This window comes from Gammaproteobacteria bacterium (genome assembly GCA_013697705.1).
In the GTDB taxonomy this organism is placed as follows: Bacteria; Pseudomonadota; Gammaproteobacteria; order UBA6002; family UBA6002; genus UBA6002.
In genome coordinates this window covers 65153-82601 of the sequence record JACCWJ010000004.1, presented here as the reverse complement: position 1 = coordinate 82601, position 17449 = coordinate 65153, and the positions used below count along the sequence as shown (strand labels likewise).

The following is a 17449-nucleotide window of genomic DNA, read 5'->3' as shown; positions in this document are numbered from 1 at the left end:
ATGGTCCCTAATAACTTATTCTAGGCTACATCGTTGTTCAGCAACATTATACAAAGGCTTCCAGAGTACCCGGTTAATAAATATTACAAATAAACACATCACGGCGGTGCCCAGAGCAAGGCGCGGAAAATCACCTTTCGTTGCTTGTTCGGTAATATATGCCCCTAAACCCGTGGCCAATAATTTAGTATGCCCCCAATTTACGGCTTCGGCGATAATACTTGCATTCCACGCACCGCCTGCTGCAGTCACCGCACCAGTCACATAATAGGGAAAGATGCCCGGTAAAATTATTCTTTTCCACCAGAGCCAACCCGTGACATTGAAATTACTAGCCACTTGTTGCATTTCTTTGGGTAACGCACTTGCGCCAGCTATAACATTAAACAGGATATACCACTGGGTTCCAAGAACCATTAAAGGCGAGGTCCATATTTCTACGTTTAGGTGATAGGTAACGATAAGCATCACGACGACTGGAAAGAATAAATTGGCTGGGAAGGCGGCTAAGATCTGGATAATAGGTTGGAAAATATCGACAAATTTTGGTCTAAGTCCAATCCATACGCCAACTGGAACCCAGATGATGGAACATATTGCAATGAGAACCATTACCCGAATACCGGTTAACAAGCCGAGATAAATCACATAGACACTCTCGCGCCAAGACACATACTGAAATACGAAATGTATGAGAATATAGCAAGCTACTCCTAACATCGCTGACAGCAAAATGTACCATGTTGCAATTATCCACCGGTGCCAAATACCTTTATGAGCCGAGACCGTCGACGTATTGTTTCTGTACAGACGTAAATTAACAAAAATGCTCCAAAACTTTCCGGCTAAAACACTGGTACGCCGCATCAATCGGGTATGCTCGAACAAATTGACTAGCCACGCTCTGCCTCCCGAATACTCCATGTCTTGTTCAAACTTGAAGCGATTCGCCCAATTACTCAGCGGTCTAAATAGCAATTGATCATAAAGCAAAATCACAATCAACATGGCCACGATGGCATAGAGGACACTGGGTGCATCAGCTTTCATGACAGCAAGAGAAATATAGGAACCTATTCCAGGCAACATGATATTTCGATTAGCGACAGTTATAGACTCGGCGGCAACCACAAAAAACCAGCTAGCGGACATGGAGACCATAATATTCCACAGCAAACCAGGCATAGCAAACGGCACATCGACGCGCCAAAAACCTTGCCAAAAAGAGAGATGAAACATGGATGCGGCTTCACGCAGATCGTGCGGCACTGTTCTCAGACTTTGGTAAAAACTCAACGCAATATTCCAAGCTTGAGAAGTAAAGATTGCAAAAATAGCTGCACATTCCGGTCCCAACATGCTTCCAGGGAAAAGTGCGATAAAACCAACAATGGTAATAGAGAGGAATGCCAAGACAGGAACTGATTGCAACACGTCTATTAATGGAACGATTAAACGTTCTGCATGTTTATTCTTAGCCGCTAATGTGCCAAAAATGAAAGTAAATCCTAGGGAAAAAACCATGGCAATCAACATGCGCAACACGGAGCGTAAAGCATAGTAAGGCAAGTTCCAAGGATCTAACGAAATGGGAATGGTTTCACCTACCTGATAGGGTAGGCCCATTTCTCTAACACCCCAAGCAATTAAGACAATAACGCTTAACACCAATAAGATGGCGGCGAGATCCCAATAATTAGGATAGGGCAGTGCAGTCATATCAATTTTTGCGAATGTTTTTTTTGGTGAAAATGACACTACACCGCCCCATTAAATTTTTTTAATCTATAACTTTTGCCTCAAACCAACTGTCTAGTTGCATGAGCGCCTCTTCTAAACCTGTTTTATTCAAGGAAGAAAAGAGTTGCACCGTGACGCCGTTCGTCGTCTCTAAAGCCTTACGTACCTCAATAAGCGTATTAATAGCTGCGCCTCGACTAAGTTTGTCGGCTTTAGTCAAAAGAATATGAATCGGTAGATTCGATAGCGCAGCCCAAGCGATACAGTGTTTATCATTCTCTTTCAGAGGATGGCGAACATCCATAATGAGAACGAGTCCTTTGAGACATTGTCGGGTTTGCAGATAATCATTAATCGTTCTTTGCCACCGTTGCTTAACACCTAAAGGTACTTTTGCATAACCATAGCCTGGCAAATCAACAAGACGCCGATGATCATCTAATTTAAATAAATTAATCATCTGAGTTCGACCCGGTGTTTTACTGGTCCTAGCCAATGCTTTAAGGCCAGTAATAGTATTCAATGCACTTGATTTACCTGCATTTGATCGACCGATGAAAGCCACTTCTGTGCCCTCATCAGGAGGGAGTTCTGCAAGGGTTGGAGAACTAAGCAAGAATGTAGCGTTATTGTAATGTGGTCTTTTCATTTTTTTTCTTCATGGGAGTAAAGCAGAGTAGACCTATCTTAGCGAAATTTTATCCAAGCGTCGAATAAGAAAAGAGTTTTGTTCACTGCCTTAGAAGGAAACTCTCTTCTGCGCTAATCAAGTGTCCTGTGATAACGTTTAACACCCCAAAAAAGCACAACGATAGTGAATAATATAATTGGCCACACATTCGGCCAGATTTCAGATATACCATTACCTTTTAGAATAATACCGCGCACCACTCGAACAAAATAGGTCAGCGGTAATGCACTTCCCACCCACTGCGCCCAAGTAGGCATGCCGGTGAAAGGGAAGATGAAGCCAGACAATAAAATAGAAGGCAGGAAAAAGAAAAAGGCCATCTGCATAGCTTGAAGTTGATTTCTAGCAAGACTGGAAAAGGTTAAACCTATGGAAAGATTTGCAGCAATAAAAGGTAAAGCAGATAAATATAATAACGCTATACTGCCTTCAATTGGCACCTTGAATAAAAAATATGAGGCTGCCAAAATTAAGGTAATTTGGATATATCCCACCATAATGTAAGGCGTTATTTTGCCTAACATCACTTCAAGTGGCTGGACAGGTGTGGCTAATAGATTTTCCATCGTACCACGCTCTCTTTCGCGAGTGATGGCAAGACTGGTAATAAGCACCATGGTCATAGTCAACACCACGCCTAATAATCCGGGGACAATATTATATTGAGTGATATTCTCCGGATTATATTTTGCATGAATGATCACGCCTGCAGGCCCCGGTTGATTTTGCAAATTCGCCAAGCTTCCCCGCAAAACGCTGTTATAGACAGATTGAGTTAATACATTCACAGCAGCACTCGCGCTTCCCGTTGCGACAGGGTCAGTTGCGTCCATCTCTACTAAAATATTGGGACGCTCGCCTCTTAGGAAACGTCGAGTAAAATCACTCGGAATATTGATCACAAAGAGTGCATCCCCTTTAGCGAGCAAATCTCGGGCTTCTTGTTCATTTTTTGCTTCTTTTACAATACGAAAATATTCAGTATTTTTTAAACCTGCCAAGAATGCGCGAGTATAAATACTGTTGTCGTTTGAGAGCACTGCTGTTGGCAGGTTTTTAGGATTAGTGTTGATCGCAAACCCAAACAAAATGAGTTGCATAATTGGGACGCCGATCAGCATGGCGAAGGTAAGCCGATCCCTTTTCATCTGGATAAATTCTTTTCTTATTATGGCCAAAAGCCGACGTGACGAAAATTTCATACAAAACTAACTTCCATGTTGATGGCGTAACTACTCGCCCCGTCCACTTTTGGCCTGATAGCCAACGAATCTCTTTGGGTGCTGCGAGTAGATCCCAACTTAAACTCGTCAATAACCAAACCTTTCTGGTAACTATTAAAATCACGTTTCCACTTCGGGCCCCAGCGGAAAAGTTATTGTTTCATTACTCACCAAATTTATGAAGACATCTTCGAGACTTGTGGGCATGGGTTGCCATAGATTATCTTTAGAATATTTTTCGGCGACGTTTACTAATGCAGCTTCAGATCTACTTGAAACATGCAGTGACTGACCATATGAAATGACTTGCTCAATACCACTTTCTTTTTGTATGTGTTGGGCTAAGGAAGGTAAATTTTCACCGGTAACTTGCCACGTTATAATCTTTGATTTTTGGATAATTTCATTCGCTGTGCCTCTTACCAACACATTTCCTTTCATAATATAGGTGAGACGATTACATCGCTCAGCTTCATCCATATAATGCGTGCTAACTAAGGTGGTTATTCCTTTTGTTGCCAGATAATGCACTTGATCCCAAAAATCCCGTCGCGCTTTGGGATCAACACCTGCGGTGGGTTCATCGAGCAGCAACAGTTTTGGATTATGTAATAATGCCGCGGTTAAGGCTAAACGTTGTTTCCAACCGCCAGACAACTGCCCAGCCAACTGGTTTTGTCTTTCAGCTAAACCTAATTCATCTATCGCCTCCTTTACCCGCTCTTTAACATCCTTCATACCATAAATGTTGGCGATAAATTCTAAATTTTCATAAATGGTTAAATCATCATACAGGCTAAATTTTTGAGCCATATAGCCGACTTGCTGTTTGATTTTATGTGCTTCAGTAATGATGTCATACCCCAGACAAGTGCCACTGCCTCCATCCGGGATTAATAAACCACATAACATTCGAATGGTGGTAGTTTTACCGCTACCATTAGGCCCCAGAAATCCAAAAATCTCGCCTTTATTAACTTGTAATGAAACGTCATTCACCGCAGTCTTCCCCTGAAAATTTTTTTTCAGGCCTTGCACATCAATTATTTTTTCATGAGTTGCCATAAATTAATTCCGAAAAAATATTTTCTTTTATGTGTCTGCAGGGGAATGTAAACATCCACTGGCTGACCAGGAGTCACTTTGGCCGCTACCCCAAGGGGCAACTTTGCTTGAACACGGTACACTAATTTAATTCTGCTTTCGCGGCTAAAAATAACAGGGGGGGTGTACTCTGCTTCAGGCGAAATATAATTAATATAAGCCGTAAATCTTTGGTTACACCCATCACAATCGAACTCGACCCGTGCATTGAGCGCAAGTTTGGAGCGAATAGGCTCTGGGACATAAAATATTAAACGGATGTAACGAGGTGCCAATAATGAAACAACTGCCTGGTTCGCAGCAACTTGTTCTCCCTCATTAAATAACGTGTCAAATACAAGGCTTGCTTCCGGGGCTGTAATTGTTTTTTGTTCTAGTCGCCATTTTGCTTCTTGTAACGTAGCCTCTGCAGCCCGTACTTGTTCAGCTTGCTCTAATATTCGATATTGTCGTTCTCCCAACTCTGCTTCTTTAAGATTCTCTTCAAACTGTGTCACTTTTTGTTGGGTGGATTTAAGTTTTGCCAGTGCATCATCATAGTCAGATTTGCTAACTACTGCTTTCTGGTAGAGCTGTTCAGTACGACTGAAATTGCTTTTAGCTAACTCAAGATCAGCTTGTGCTTGCTCCCGTTGCGCAATAATGCCCCCCAATACGGTGGAGCGCTCGCCCGACATGTAGTCTCTTAGCTTAGATTTTTCTGCATCAAGATTGGATTTTGCTTTTTTAAATGCGGAGGATTCAGGTTCAGGATCTAAATCAAACAACCGTTGATCTGCCTTAACAGATTGCCCCCGTTCTACATGTAATTTGAATAACTTTCCTGAAACAGTCGATGCCATCAAGGTATATTCACCCTCTACATAGCCTTGTAAAGGCTGACCTTCATAGTCCGAGCAACTTCCTAGCAGGAAAAGTAACATCGTAAAAAAGATAACTTTCAACTGGCTCTCACTTATTATCCTAACTATTTGATAATAGCAGTTGAGTAACCGAGTTTCCTAGGGAGGCCCTAACGTAGCCTGGATGCAGCGCAGCGGAATCCAGGTTGTTGACACTCGTTGCCAGTAAAAAACCCGGATTTCGCTGCGCTACATCCAGGCTACATTAGAGTACCTGGATGAGCGTTGCATCATCTTACCCACCTCACGATCTTTAATGTAGCCTGGATGCAGCGCAGCGGAATCCAGGTTGTTGATTGTAGTTAACTTTCAATTTTTTAATAGATAAACAAGAAAGGCAATAATAGCGATTAAACAGAGGGCCAAAATTCCCAAGGTGAAAATGCTTTTATTAATATTTTCCGCTGAAAATACCTGTGGATTGCGTTTTATTGATTGATAGGTGAACCATAAAATAAATCCGGCGCCTATGATAAGTAGCACCTGGGTGAGTGTTTGCATCATTTCTTACCCACCTCAACGATCTTCATTGAATTGGTGCCCCCATGCACCCCCATCGCAGACCCCTTAGTGACAATAACAAGGTCGCCCTTACTTACTAGGCCTTTTTGTAGTAACTCTTCTACGGCGCGTTTATTTATTTCAGGGCGGTGAATTTGGGTAGCATCGAAATGAATAGGATAAACTCCTCGAAATAAGGTCATTTTACGAAGAGTGCGCAGATGTCTACTCAATCCAAAAATAGGTATCCCGGAGCGAATACGCGACATCCATAAAGGGGTGGCACCGGATTCAGTTAATGCCACTATTGCTTTGATATTCATGTGGTTAGCAGCATACATAGTTGCCATAGCAATGGCTTCATCAATGCGACCAAAATGACTTTCCACACGATGTTTAGAGACTAACGTTCTAGGGTGTTTTTCAGCGCCCACACAAATGCGAGATACTGCCTCAATTACTTCTACCGGATAGGATCCCACTGCTGTCTCAGCAGATAACATAACGGCATCTGTGCCATCCAATATCGCATTCGCTACATCGGAAACCTCCGCACGTGTAGGGACACTGCTGTGAATCATCGACTCCATCATCTGTGTCGCCGTTATAACAGGTCGGTCTAACGTGCGCGCCCGATGAATGATATGTTTTTGGACGCCAGGCACTGCTGCCTCACCAATTTCAACAGCAAGATCGCCTCGCGCCACCATCACTCCGTCAGACGCGAGGATAATTTCGTCGATAGCATTGACCGCTTCTTGACGTTCAATTTTGGCAATAATGCAGGCATTGCCCCCTGCTTCATGAATGAGATTGCGGGCTTCTTTGATATCTTCTGCAGTACGGGGAAAGGAGACCGCAATATAGTCCACTTCTAAGCTACAAGCGGTTTTAATGTCTTTTTTATCTTTTTCTGTTAATGCCTTTGCAGATAAGCCACCACCTCTACGGTTGATACCTTTATTGTTCGACAATAAGCCGCCTACTTCAACTCGACATTGGATTTGGGGGGAGCTGACTTGTTCAACATGCAACACGATACGTCCATCATCTAATAATAAGGTATCACCTGCAAAAACGTCATTGGGTAATTCTTTATAATCTATCCCAACCGCTTTTTCATCACCCTCTCCGGAGGCCATTGCCGCATCTAAAATGAAACTGTCACCACGAATTAAGGTAACTTGGCGATTTCTAAATTTCGCAATACGAATTTTGGGACCTTGGAGGTCGGCAAGGATAGCGACTTCTTTGCCCACTTTTTTGGCAACTTCTCTCACCCGATTAACCCGGCCCTCTTGTTCCCCTGCCTCACCGTGTGAAAAATTTACGCGTACCACGTCGACGCCTTGTTGCAACATCTGACAGAGAATATCTACATTATCGGAAGAAGGGCCTAGTGTGGCCACAATTTTGGTGCGTCGCATAAAGTACCCTTTTAATGAATAGTTATATCGTTTTTTTCATTACGACGTTCTAAAATGGCGATTGCCGGTAACTTTTTCCCTTCTAAAACTTCCAAGAAGGCTCCGCCTCCTGTTGAAATATACGAGATACTATCCTTAACGTGGTATTTTTCGATCGCAGCGAGCGTGTCCCCGCCTCCCGCTACGGTATAAGCTTGGCTATTTGCAATTGCTTTTGCTAACGCTTCAGTGCCACCGCTAAATTGCTCCCATTCAAAGAGTCCTACGGGTCCATTCCAAAGGAGCGTTTTGGCATTCTGAATAATAGGCAATAATCGTTTTATAGTGCGAGGCCCAATATCTAGAATAAACTCATCCGTAATCTGATCTATGTCTAAGATAACGGCTTTGGCTTCCGACGAAAAGTCTTTAGCCACCACAACATCTTCGGGCAATGCAATTGTTTTATTATTCTGCTCAGCAAAATTTAACATTTCAATCGCTTGGGGGATAAGATCAGGCTCATACAAAGATTTACCCACATTATATCCTTTCGCAGCTAAAAAAGTATTAGCAATGCCACCGCCGACAATTAAGACATCGACATCCTTTAAAATATTTTTGAGGATACTTAACTTTGTAGATACTTTTGACCCGCCGACAATAGCCACTAAAGGTTTGGCAGGTTGTTTCAAAATTTGTTGCAGTGCATCCATCTCAGACACCAGTAAGGGGCCCGCACAGGCGACAGGGGCGTGCTCAGCCACACTATAAGTGGAGGCTTCTTTTCTATGCGCTGTTGCGAAAGCATCCATTACAAAAATATCGCAAAGATCGCCTAATTTTTTTCCAAGGAGGGCGCTATTTTCTTTTTCTCCTTGCATAAAACGTATGTTTTCAAGCAACACCACCTGTCCGGGCTGTAAGGCGATGGTATCGAGTTTATCGATTAATTTTACAGGCTGACCTAGTCGTTCACTTAAATAAGTTGCCACCGGCGCCAGAGAAAAATCAGCGTCATAATATCCTTCTTTAGGCCGTCCCAGATGCGACATTAATATTACTTTGGCATTTTGTTGGCACGCCATTTGTATTGTAGGCAATATGGCTTCAATACGTGTGGTGCTGGTAATTTTTCCGTTTTCAATGGGAACATTGAGATCAACTCTGATGAGAAGTTGTTTATTGTTCAAATCAAGATCAGCCATTTTCAATGGGGACATTGCAAACCTCTTTATCAATTAATTCGGCATCCTTCCTTATTTCGCCTTCATCCAAGCTGCAGCGGTATCTAACATTCTATTAGAGAAGCCCCATTCATTATCGTACCAAGAAAGAACTTTAACCGTTTTGCCTATCACCTTGGTTAAAGTGGAATCAAAGATAGAGGACGCGGGGTTATGATTAAAATCGATAGAAACAAGGGGGTCTGCGTTATAACTAAGCACTCCTTTGAGTTCGCCTTCAGAGGCGGACTTAAGAATTTGATTAACTTCATCGACACTCGTTTCGCGTTTAGCTTCGAATGTTAAATCCACAATAGATACATTAATGGTGGGGACGCGTATAGCGAACCCATCTAATTTACCTGCTAGTTCAGGCAAGACTAGTCCTACGGCCGCCGCTGCACCGGTTTTTGTTGGAATCATTGACTGAGTAGCTGAGCGAGCGCGACGCAGATCTTCATGATAAACATCAATCAATTTTTGGTCATTAGTATAAGCATGGATAGTTGTCATCAATCCATTTACGATGCCAATCTTTTCGTCCAAAGGTTTTACCAATGGTGCCAGGCAATTTGTGGTGCAAGAAGCATTGGAAATGATTGTGAAGCTGGACTTTAATGTATGCTGATTGACACCATATACGATGGTGGCATCAACGTCTTTTCCTGCCGGAGCCGAAATAATAACCTTCTTAGCGCCCCCTCTTAAATGCGCTTCTGCTTTTTGACGAGAATCAAAAAACCCGGTGCATTCTAAAACAATATCAACCCCTAGCTCACCCCAAGGAAGCTTTGCAGGATCCCTTTCAGCAAATACGCGAATTCTATCGCCGTTCACCACCATCTCGTTATTGTCTACAGACACATCACCTTGGAATTTTCCATGTACAGTGTCGTAACGAGTGAGATGAACATTGGTATTAACATCCCCCAAATCATTAATGGCTACAATCTTCATATCTTGATGGTTTTTTGATTCATATAAAGCGCGAAGAATATTTTTTCCTATACGCCCATAGCCATTGATTCCTAACTTTATCGTCATGGTATTCCCCTCTCATAATAAAAAAATTCATTCTTCATCGCCCCTACGGGCCCCTTTCTTAGGAGAAGAACAGTGAAGAAAGCGCTAACAAAAATGGTTATTTGTTTAATAAGGTTTTTGCAGTTGTAACTACATTTTCAGTCGTAAAACCAAGTGTTTTAAAGACATCTTTATAGGGAGCAGATTCGCCAAAACGATCAATACCAATCACCTTGCCGGTCAAGCCTACATACTTGTACCAAGGAGCGGTTGACCCTGCCTCAATCACGATACGACACGTGCTTTCACTCGGTAAAACATGTTCACGATAATCATTGGGCTGCTCTTCAAAGACCTCTAAACAGGGCATAGAGACAACACGCACTGCTATACCATCCTGCTGCAACTTATCGGCTGCTTCTACTGCGAGCGATACTTCGGAGCCAGTGGCGATTAAAATTAAATCAGGGGCGCGATCAGTGCTCGTTAATATATACCCCCCCCTAGCTATCTCATTGAGATTATTAGCATGTGATTGAGGAGCAATATTTTGCCGTGACAAGAGAAGACAAGACGGCACTTTGTTTTCTATTGCATATTTCCAGGCAACGGCCGTTTCCACAGCATCTCCAGGTCGCCAAACGTAAAGATTGGGAATTAGACGAAGCATGCTTATATGCTCGATCGGTTGATGAGTGGGCCCATCTTCTCCGAGTCCAACAGAATCATGCGTTAAAACATAAACCACATGGGCCTTCATGAGGGCGCTTAAACGCACCGCGTTTTTGCCGTAATCCACGAAGGTTAAAAAAGTGCCGCCATAAGGCAGTAACCCTTTATGCAGAGCTATCCCATTCATAATGGCGAACATTCCGAATTCTCTGACGCCGTAATAAATATAATTGCCACTAGGAGTTTCATTACTGAACGTGTGAGAGCCATCCCACAATGTTAAATTTGATCCCGTAAGATCCGCTGATCCCCCCATCATTTCGGGTAAAAGCGGTCCGAATGCATCGAGACATAATTTTGAGGCTTTTCGTGTGGCCATTTCTTGATGTTTGTCATTAAGCTGGCTAATAAATTTAGTGCTTTCTTCCTGCCAATTGTCAGGCATTTTACCTTCGATACGTCTTACAAACTCTTTCGCCAGCTCAGGGTATGATGCCAAATAAGCATCAAATTGCGCTTGCCACAACTGTTCGGTTTCCCTGCCTTTATCCTTGGCATTCCATCCTTCATAAATATCACCGGGAATGCTAAAGGGAGGAAACTCCCAACCCAGTGCCTTTCTTGTAGACCTTATTTCCTCTTCTCCTAAAGGAGCCCCGTGTGCTTCTGACGTTCCTGCTAGGGTAGGAGCTCCGTAGGCAATAACCGTGCGGCAACAAATTAAGGTCGGTTTATCTTCTACCGCTTGAGCTTCTAAAATAGCTTGGCGTATTGATTCAGCATCATGACCATCCACATGCGGAATGACGTGCCATCCGTATGCGTTGAATCGGGCAGGGGTGTCGTCTTTATACCAATTAGCCACTTCACCATCAATTGATATGCCATTGTCATCATAGAAGGCAATTAATTTGCCTAGGCCTAAAACACCTGCCAAAGAACAGGCTTCATGGGAAATCCCTTCCATCAAACAACCGTCTCCTACAAACACATAGGTAAAATGATTGATGATAGAAAAATCAGCTCTATTAAAATCGCTCGCTAATTTTTTTTCTGCAATAGCCATTCCTACTGCATTGGCCAATCCTTGCCCAAGCGGCCCAGTCGTTGTTTCGACACCCGGGGTAAGACCAAATTCGGGATGTCCAGGCGTACGCGAATGTAATTGGCGAAATTGTTGCAAATCTTCAATGCTTAAATCATAACCGGTTAAATGTAATAAGGCGTAATGAAGCATGGCACCATGGCCATTTGAGAGGATAAATCTATCTCTATTAATCCAATTTGGATTAGCAGGATTATGCTTCAAAAAATCATTCCAGAGGACTTCTGCAATATCTGCCATTCCCATGGGCATTCCCGGATGTCCAGAGTTTGCTTTCTGTACTGAATCCATAGCAAGAGCACGAATAGCATTAGCAAGGTGTCGGCGGCGTGGCATGAATTTCTTAGCTCCATGGGTAGAATCGATATCAGAACGTTGCAAAAGATCGTCTGTATGCATAAAGAATTACCTAATTAATTGCGGGTTACACTGGTTTTTTGATAGAAAAGATATTACGTTATCAGAATAGAATAATCAAAGAGGAATCACATATGTGTGGGATTGTAGGCGCTGTTGCGCAAAGGAATGTTGCTCCCATTTTATTGGAAGGCCTTAAGCGCTTGGAGTATAGAGGATATGACTCTGCAGGCATTGCAATTTTAGATCCCAATAATCAAACACTACAGCGCATTCGAACCCAGGGGAAGGTGTGTGAACTGGCAGATGTTTTAAACCTAACAGACATTCCCGGACACACCGGCATTGCCCATACGCGTTGGGCAACCCATGGAAAACCCAGCGAGCTCAACGCACATCCCCACATTTCTAATGACTATATCGCTATTGTCCACAATGGAATTATTGAAAATCATGCGCTCTTAAGAGCGGCCCTATTGGAATCAGGCTACTCTTTTAGTTCTGAAACTGATACCGAAGTAGGTGCGCATATCATTCATCAATACTATATCGAACATAAAGATATACTTGCTGCCGTTCAAGCTGCGGTCAAAACATTTAAAGGTGCGTATGCATTAGGAATCATGATTAAAAACGAGCCGAATCGCCTCATTGCTGTGAGAAGTGGCTGCCCATTAGTTGTCGGACTGGGAATTAAGGAACATTTTTTTGCTTCAGATCCGCTGGCTTTAATGCCCGTAGCCCAGCAATTTATCTACCTTGAAGAAGGGGACATTGCCGATGTTAGAAGAGACCATCTCATCATCTATGATAATTTGGGTAACCAAGTCTCTCGGAAAATTCATACCTTGAATATTCATCAAGATTCTGTAGAACGAGGCCCCTATCGCCACTACATGTTAAAAGAGATCTTTGATCAACCACAAGCTATTCGCGATACCCTGGATGGCCGTCTCGATGACAACAAGGTGATTGTCGATACCCTGGATAAAACCCTGGCCGATATCAGTCGTATTGAGCGTGTGCAAATCGTCGCTTGCGGCACAAGTTATCATGCGGCAATGGTAGGTCGATATTGGCTGGAGAGTCTTGCCGGCCTTCCTTGTCAAGTCGAAATTGCCAGCGAAAACAGATATCGTCAGGGCGTGGTCGAGGCGAATTCTTTATTCGTGTGCATCTCTCAATCCGGAGAAACCGCCGACACTCTAGCGTCTTTGCGACAAGCTAAATCTATAGGGCATATGGCAACATTAGGCATTTGTAATGTCTCTCAAAGTTCCCTAGTTCGTGAATCTGATCTAATACTGATGACCCGAGCAGGCATGGAGATCGGTGTGGCATCAACAAAGGCATTTACTACGCAGCTTGCCACCTTATTCTTGTTAACCCTGCTATTAGGCAGAAACCGTAAAATTAGCGCAGAACAAGAGCAATATTTTGTTCAAGAACTCCGCTATTTACCCTCTTACGTAGAGCAAGCGCTTGCCTTGGATGACGTGATTAGACAACTAGCCCGAAAATTCATTGATAAACAACATGCCTTATTTTTAGGGCGAGGATTACATTTTCCCATAGCCATGGAAGGAGCGCTCAAACTCAAAGAAATTTCTTATATTCATGCGGAAGCTTACCCCGCTGGAGAATTAAAACATGGTCCACTCGCGCTAGTAGATAAAGAGATGCCTGTGATTGCTGTAGCACCTAATGATGAATTGCTCGAGAAATTAAAATCGAATATTTGCGAAGTACAAGCTAGGGGTGGAGAATTAATTATATTTGCTGATCAATCTGCAAACATTCCGGAGTCAGAACATACCCATGTATTTCACATGCCCACCGTGAGCAAGGAATTGGCACCAATACTATATACTATTCCACTCCAATTATTGGCGTACCATGTTGCTGTGTTAAAAGGCACCGATGTGGATCAGCCACGAAATTTAGCGAAATCGGTTACTGTAGAATAATATTGCACGTGTTCAGCGAAGTGCCCTCTCGATGAGAAGTTGCTTCATCGCATCCAATTAACGTTAACAACGGATACGTTAATGTGCCTCATCCCAATTATTTCCAATTCCTATATCAATTGCCAATGGAACATCTAATTCAATAGTATTCACCATAAAAGATGTAACTTTCGCAATCACTTCATCAACTTCCGACTCGGGTACCTCAAAAACCAATTCGTCATGTACTTGCATTATCATCTTGGTGCCGAGCTTAGAAGTTTGCAGCCAGTTATCAATATGAATCATCGCCATTTTAATAATCTCAGCTGCTGTTCCTTGCAGAGGTGCATTGATTGCCGCTCTTTCAGCAGCCTTCTGCCGTTGTAAATTGGTGGCATTAATTTCGGGTAAATAAAGACGTCGTTTTTGTAAAGTTTCTACATAACCATGTTGGTGGGCAAAAACACGTGTCATTTCCATATAACCTTTGATTTTAGGATAACGCTCAAAATACCGCTCGATATAGTTTTGCGCGGTTTGGCGATCTATGCCTAATTGACGCGATAACCCGAAGGCAGACATGCCATAAATGAGTCCAAAATTAATGGCCTTTGCACTACGTCTTTGGCTGTGGGTCACCTGATCAATAGTTAATCCAAAAACTTCTGCTGCAGTAGCAATATGAATGTCTTGGTCATTGGCAAATGCATGCAATAAACCCGGGTCTTTTGCTAGATGCGCCATAATTCGCAGTTCGATTTGAGAATAGTCGGCAGACACTATTTTATGGTGGGGTGATGCAATAAAGGCTTGGCGAATTCTGCGCCCCTCCTCAGTTCTAATAGGTATATTTTGAAGATTGGGATCAGTTGAAGAAAGACGTCCAGTGGCTGTAACCGCTTGATTGTAACAAGTATGCACTCGCCCTGTTTTGGGATTAATCTGCAGAGGAAGTTTATCCGTATAAGTCGTTTTGATTTTATTTAACGTACGATATTCAAGAATAATGCGCGGCAAAGGATAGTCATGCGCTAATTCTTGTAAAATGGCTTCCGATGTTGAGGGCTGTCCGGTAGGCGTTTTACTTAAGATGGGCAGCTGTAATTTTTCATAAAACACTGTTTGTAATTGCTTGGGTGAACCTAAATTAAATTTGCATCCCGCTAAAGTGTAGGCTTCTTCTTCTAATGACTGGATGCGCTTGGTTAGTTCGATACTATGTTGATGTAACATCTCGGCGCTAATCAACACCCCCTCATATTCCATGCGCGCTAATACTCTGAGAAGTGGCATTTCTAACGTAACTAAGATTTTTTTCATATGTTGATCGTTAGCTATTTTTTCCCACATAGTGTGGTGTAATTGAAAAATAATGTCCGCGCTTTCAGCGGCATATTGAGTCACTTTTTCAATATCTAATTTGTTACAGATAATTTGCTTCGCCCCCTTACCCGCAACTTCTTCATAACTGATAGATTGTCTTCCTAAATATTTTAGTGATAAGCTATTTTTATCATGACGCGCAAGCGAACTATTTTGCACGTAGGACTCTAACATCGTGTCGTACATTTGATTACTCACTTCTACTCCGTAATGCAGCAATACATTCAACACAAATTTTAAATTCTCTCCAATAAGAATTTTGTTTTGATCTTGAAGAATTGGCAAAAGCGCAGCTAAAACTCTCTGGGTATTTAGCTGTGCTGGAGCGTCCTCGTAATCATGAGCTAAGGGAATATAGATTGATTCTTTAGGCGCAATTGCAAATGCAATACCCACTAATTCAGCCAACATTGCATCGTAATGCGTCGTTTCAATATCAAACGAATAAATGTTACAAAGCGACAATCGTTCTACCCACTTTGCAAGATCTGTTTCGTTTAAAATTACGTGATATTTTTCATGCGCATGACTGACTTGCTCCGAGAGTAATTCTGACAACCATGTTTTGAATTCTAAATGTTTATAAAGAGCAAGGAGTAATGCTTTATCCGGTTCTTGTTTAGTGAGATCGGGTATTTTTTCGGCTAAGTTTATATCTGTGAAAATGGTGACCAGTTTTTTTGAGAGTGAAAGGATAGGCAAATGTTCTCGTAAATTTTCTCCGACCTTACCTTTTATTTCTCCGGCGTGCGCTATGACACCTTCAAGGGATCCATACTCAGCTAGCCATTTAACTGCGGTTTTTGGACCTACATTTGGTATACCAGGGACATTGTCTACTTTATCCCCTATTAAAGAGAGGTAGTCGACGATCTGTTCTGGAGGAATACCAAATTTTTTGATCACGCCTTCACGGTCAAAAATTATGCCATTCATTGTATTAATTAGGGTCACAGTAGGGCTCACTAGCTGCGCCATGTCTTTGTCACCCGTAGAAATGAGCGTTGACATGCCTAACTCGGTTGCCTGGTTCGCTAAAGTACCAATCACATCATCTGCTTCAATTCCATCCTCGATGATAATGGGCAAACCCATTGCCTTAATAATTTCAAAAATATGTCCCACTTGCATGGATAAATCGGTTGGCATAGGAGGGCGGTGCGCTTTATATTCACTATAAATGGCATCCCGCTGTGTTTTGCCTTTCGGGTCAAATATGACCGCCATGTAATCAGGCTCATAATCATTGATAAGTTTTTTGATCATACTTATCACCCCATAAATAGCGCCTGTAGGTTCTCCCTTAGTATTTGCTAATGGGGGTAAGGCGTGAAATGCCCGATAAAGATAGGATGAACCATCAATCAAAACGACTGGCTTTTGAGATAACGTCACTTATATTTCTCTTTAGATGTTATTAACAATTGTATGCCTCTAGATGTTCTTGCCAAATATCAAATAGTGCTGAATAGTTACAGTTATATTACAGTTTTTTCGTCCCAACGATGAGGGAATACTACTTGAAACGCTTATATGTTCTTATATTATTATTAATGGGAACTAATTCCTACGCTGATTTGTGCAATAGCACAACCGCTTTTCCCACAGCCTATTATCCCCAATGGTTTGCATTAATCTATTACGGAAAAATGACTAACGATAATTTAGGTGAAGTAATCGCATTCAATTATTCCTTAAACAAAGATACGCTTTACTCATTAGAAATAGGCAAGGAGTTAAATCCTTGCAATCCAGTCCGACGCTTTCTTCAACCCATCATGAGCTCGGTAGATTTCAGAGGTAATTTTACTGTTCTGCAGGATACCTATGGCGATATCTTAGAGTTTAATCCTTACATTGCTTTCAATTGGTATCATTTTCCCTGGCGACACAAATTTAAAACCACCATTTCTGTAGGGGAGGGGATATCCTATGTCACCAAGGTACCTTACTCGGAAGAAAAAAATTCAGAAGAGGCAAAAAAGTTATTAAATTTTTTATTACTCGATCTGGCCTTTGGTCTTCCTAGTCATCCAGAATGGGAGATCATTGCTCGTATTCATCATCGCTCAGGGGCATTCGGTCTTTACCATGCAAACAATACCGGCTCTACAGCAGTCGGATTAGCGCTGCGTTATTGGTTCTGAAATCTTTCACAAGGCGATTG

Annotated in this window: 13 protein-coding genes; 2 read left to right on the top strand and 11 right to left on the bottom strand. The window is 42.3% G+C overall.

Annotated features, from left to right (window positions below):
- Positions 1-15: 15 nt before the first annotated feature.
- The 10 genes from H0U71_01005 to tkt all read right to left on the bottom strand — a co-directional run bounded on the left by H0U71_01005 (position 16) and on the right by tkt (position 11929).
- A complete protein-coding gene (locus H0U71_01005) occupies positions 16-1719 on the bottom strand; it encodes an ABC transporter permease subunit (protein ID MBA2653632.1) in 1704 nt (567 codons plus the stop codon).
- 61 nt (positions 1720-1780) lie between these two features.
- Positions 1781-2389, bottom strand: coding sequence for a YihA family ribosome biogenesis GTP-binding protein (locus tag H0U71_01000; GenBank protein MBA2653631.1), 609 nt, complete (start codon positions 2387-2389; stop codon positions 1781-1783).
- A 113-nt stretch (positions 2390-2502) separates the two neighbouring features.
- On the bottom strand, positions 2503-3633 hold the full coding sequence (locus H0U71_00995) for an ABC transporter permease (GenBank protein MBA2653630.1): 1131 nt from the start codon (positions 3631-3633) through the stop codon (positions 2503-2505).
- Positions 3634-3774: 141 nt separating this feature from the next.
- On the bottom strand, positions 3775-4719 hold the full coding sequence (locus tag H0U71_00990) for an ABC transporter ATP-binding protein (protein ID MBA2653629.1): 945 nt from the start codon (positions 4717-4719) through the stop codon (positions 3775-3777).
- Positions 4698-5702, bottom strand: a complete 1005-nt coding sequence (locus H0U71_00985) for an HlyD family efflux transporter periplasmic adaptor subunit (GenBank protein MBA2653628.1) — start codon at positions 5700-5702, stop codon at positions 4698-4700. Before H0U71_00985 ends, H0U71_00990 begins: the two co-directional genes overlap by 22 nt.
- 267 nt (positions 5703-5969) lie before the next feature.
- Positions 5970-6161, bottom strand: coding sequence for a hypothetical protein (locus tag H0U71_00980; GenBank protein MBA2653627.1), 192 nt, complete (start codon positions 6159-6161; stop codon positions 5970-5972).
- A complete protein-coding gene (pyk, locus tag H0U71_00975; protein MBA2653626.1) occupies positions 6161-7588 on the bottom strand; it encodes a pyruvate kinase in 1428 nt (475 codons plus the stop codon). Before pyk ends, H0U71_00980 begins: the two co-directional genes overlap by 1 nt.
- An 11-nt stretch (positions 7589-7599) precedes the next feature.
- On the bottom strand, positions 7600-8790 hold the full coding sequence (locus tag H0U71_00970) for a phosphoglycerate kinase (GenBank protein ID MBA2653625.1): 1191 nt from the start codon (positions 8788-8790) through the stop codon (positions 7600-7602).
- 36 nt (positions 8791-8826) lie between these two features.
- Entirely contained in the window at positions 8827-9837 is a 1011-nt protein-coding gene (gap, locus tag H0U71_00965) for a type I glyceraldehyde-3-phosphate dehydrogenase (protein ID MBA2653624.1), read from the bottom strand.
- Positions 9838-9934: 97 nt separating this feature from the next.
- Positions 9935-11929 (bottom strand): transketolase, encoded by a 1995-nt coding sequence (gene tkt, locus H0U71_00960; GenBank protein ID MBA2653623.1) that lies wholly within the window; start codon positions 11927-11929, stop codon positions 9935-9937.
- Between the two features lie 155 nt (positions 11930-12084).
- Between tkt and glmS the strand changes: the two genes are divergently transcribed.
- Complete coding sequence (gene glmS, locus H0U71_00955) at positions 12085-13917, top strand: glutamine--fructose-6-phosphate transaminase (isomerizing) (GenBank protein ID MBA2653622.1); 1833 nt, start codon at positions 12085-12087, stop codon at positions 13915-13917.
- A 78-nt stretch (positions 13918-13995) separates the two neighbouring features.
- Here the strand turns inward: glmS and polA are convergent, their stop codons facing one another.
- The gene (polA, locus tag H0U71_00950) at positions 13996-16677 is read right to left on the bottom strand and encodes a DNA polymerase I (protein MBA2653621.1); all 2682 of its coding nucleotides are present in this window, start codon (positions 16675-16677) and stop codon (positions 13996-13998) included.
- A gap of 125 nt (positions 16678-16802) precedes the next feature.
- Between polA and H0U71_00945 the strand changes: the two genes are divergently transcribed.
- Entirely contained in the window at positions 16803-17429 is a 627-nt protein-coding gene (locus tag H0U71_00945; protein ID MBA2653620.1) for a hypothetical protein, read from the top strand.
- Positions 17430-17449: the final 20 nt, after the last annotated feature.

What these genes read in the sequence shown, in the direction of transcription:
- H0U71_01005 (MBA2653632.1), bottom strand. Translation starts at nt 1,719, where the DNA reads ATGACTGCACTGCCCTATCCTAATTATTGGGATCTCGCCGCCATCTTA.
- H0U71_01000 (MBA2653631.1), bottom strand. Translation starts at nt 2,389, where the DNA reads ATGAAAAGACCACATTACAATAACGCTACATTCTTGCTTAGTTCTCCA.
- H0U71_00995 (MBA2653630.1), bottom strand. Translation starts at nt 3,633, where the DNA reads ATGAAATTTTCGTCACGTCGGCTTTTGGCCATAATAAGAAAAGAATTT.
- H0U71_00990 (MBA2653629.1), bottom strand. Translation starts at nt 4,719, where the DNA reads ATGGCAACTCATGAAAAAATAATTGATGTGCAAGGCCTGAAAAAAAAT.
- H0U71_00980 (MBA2653627.1), bottom strand. Translation starts at nt 6,161, where the DNA reads ATGCAAACACTCACCCAGGTGCTACTTATCATAGGCGCCGGATTTATT.
- pyk (MBA2653626.1), bottom strand. Translation starts at nt 7,588, where the DNA reads ATGCGACGCACCAAAATTGTGGCCACACTAGGCCCTTCTTCCGATAAT.
- H0U71_00970 (MBA2653625.1), bottom strand. Translation starts at nt 8,790, where the DNA reads ATGTCCCCATTGAAAATGGCTGATCTTGATTTGAACAATAAACAACTT.
- gap (MBA2653624.1), bottom strand. Translation starts at nt 9,837, where the DNA reads ATGACGATAAAGTTAGGAATCAATGGCTATGGGCGTATAGGAAAAAAT.
- tkt (MBA2653623.1), bottom strand. Translation starts at nt 11,929, where the DNA reads ATGCCACGCCGCCGACACCTTGCTAATGCTATTCGTGCTCTTGCTATG.
- glmS (MBA2653622.1), top strand. Translation starts at nt 12,085, where the DNA reads ATGTGTGGGATTGTAGGCGCTGTTGCGCAAAGGAATGTTGCTCCCATT.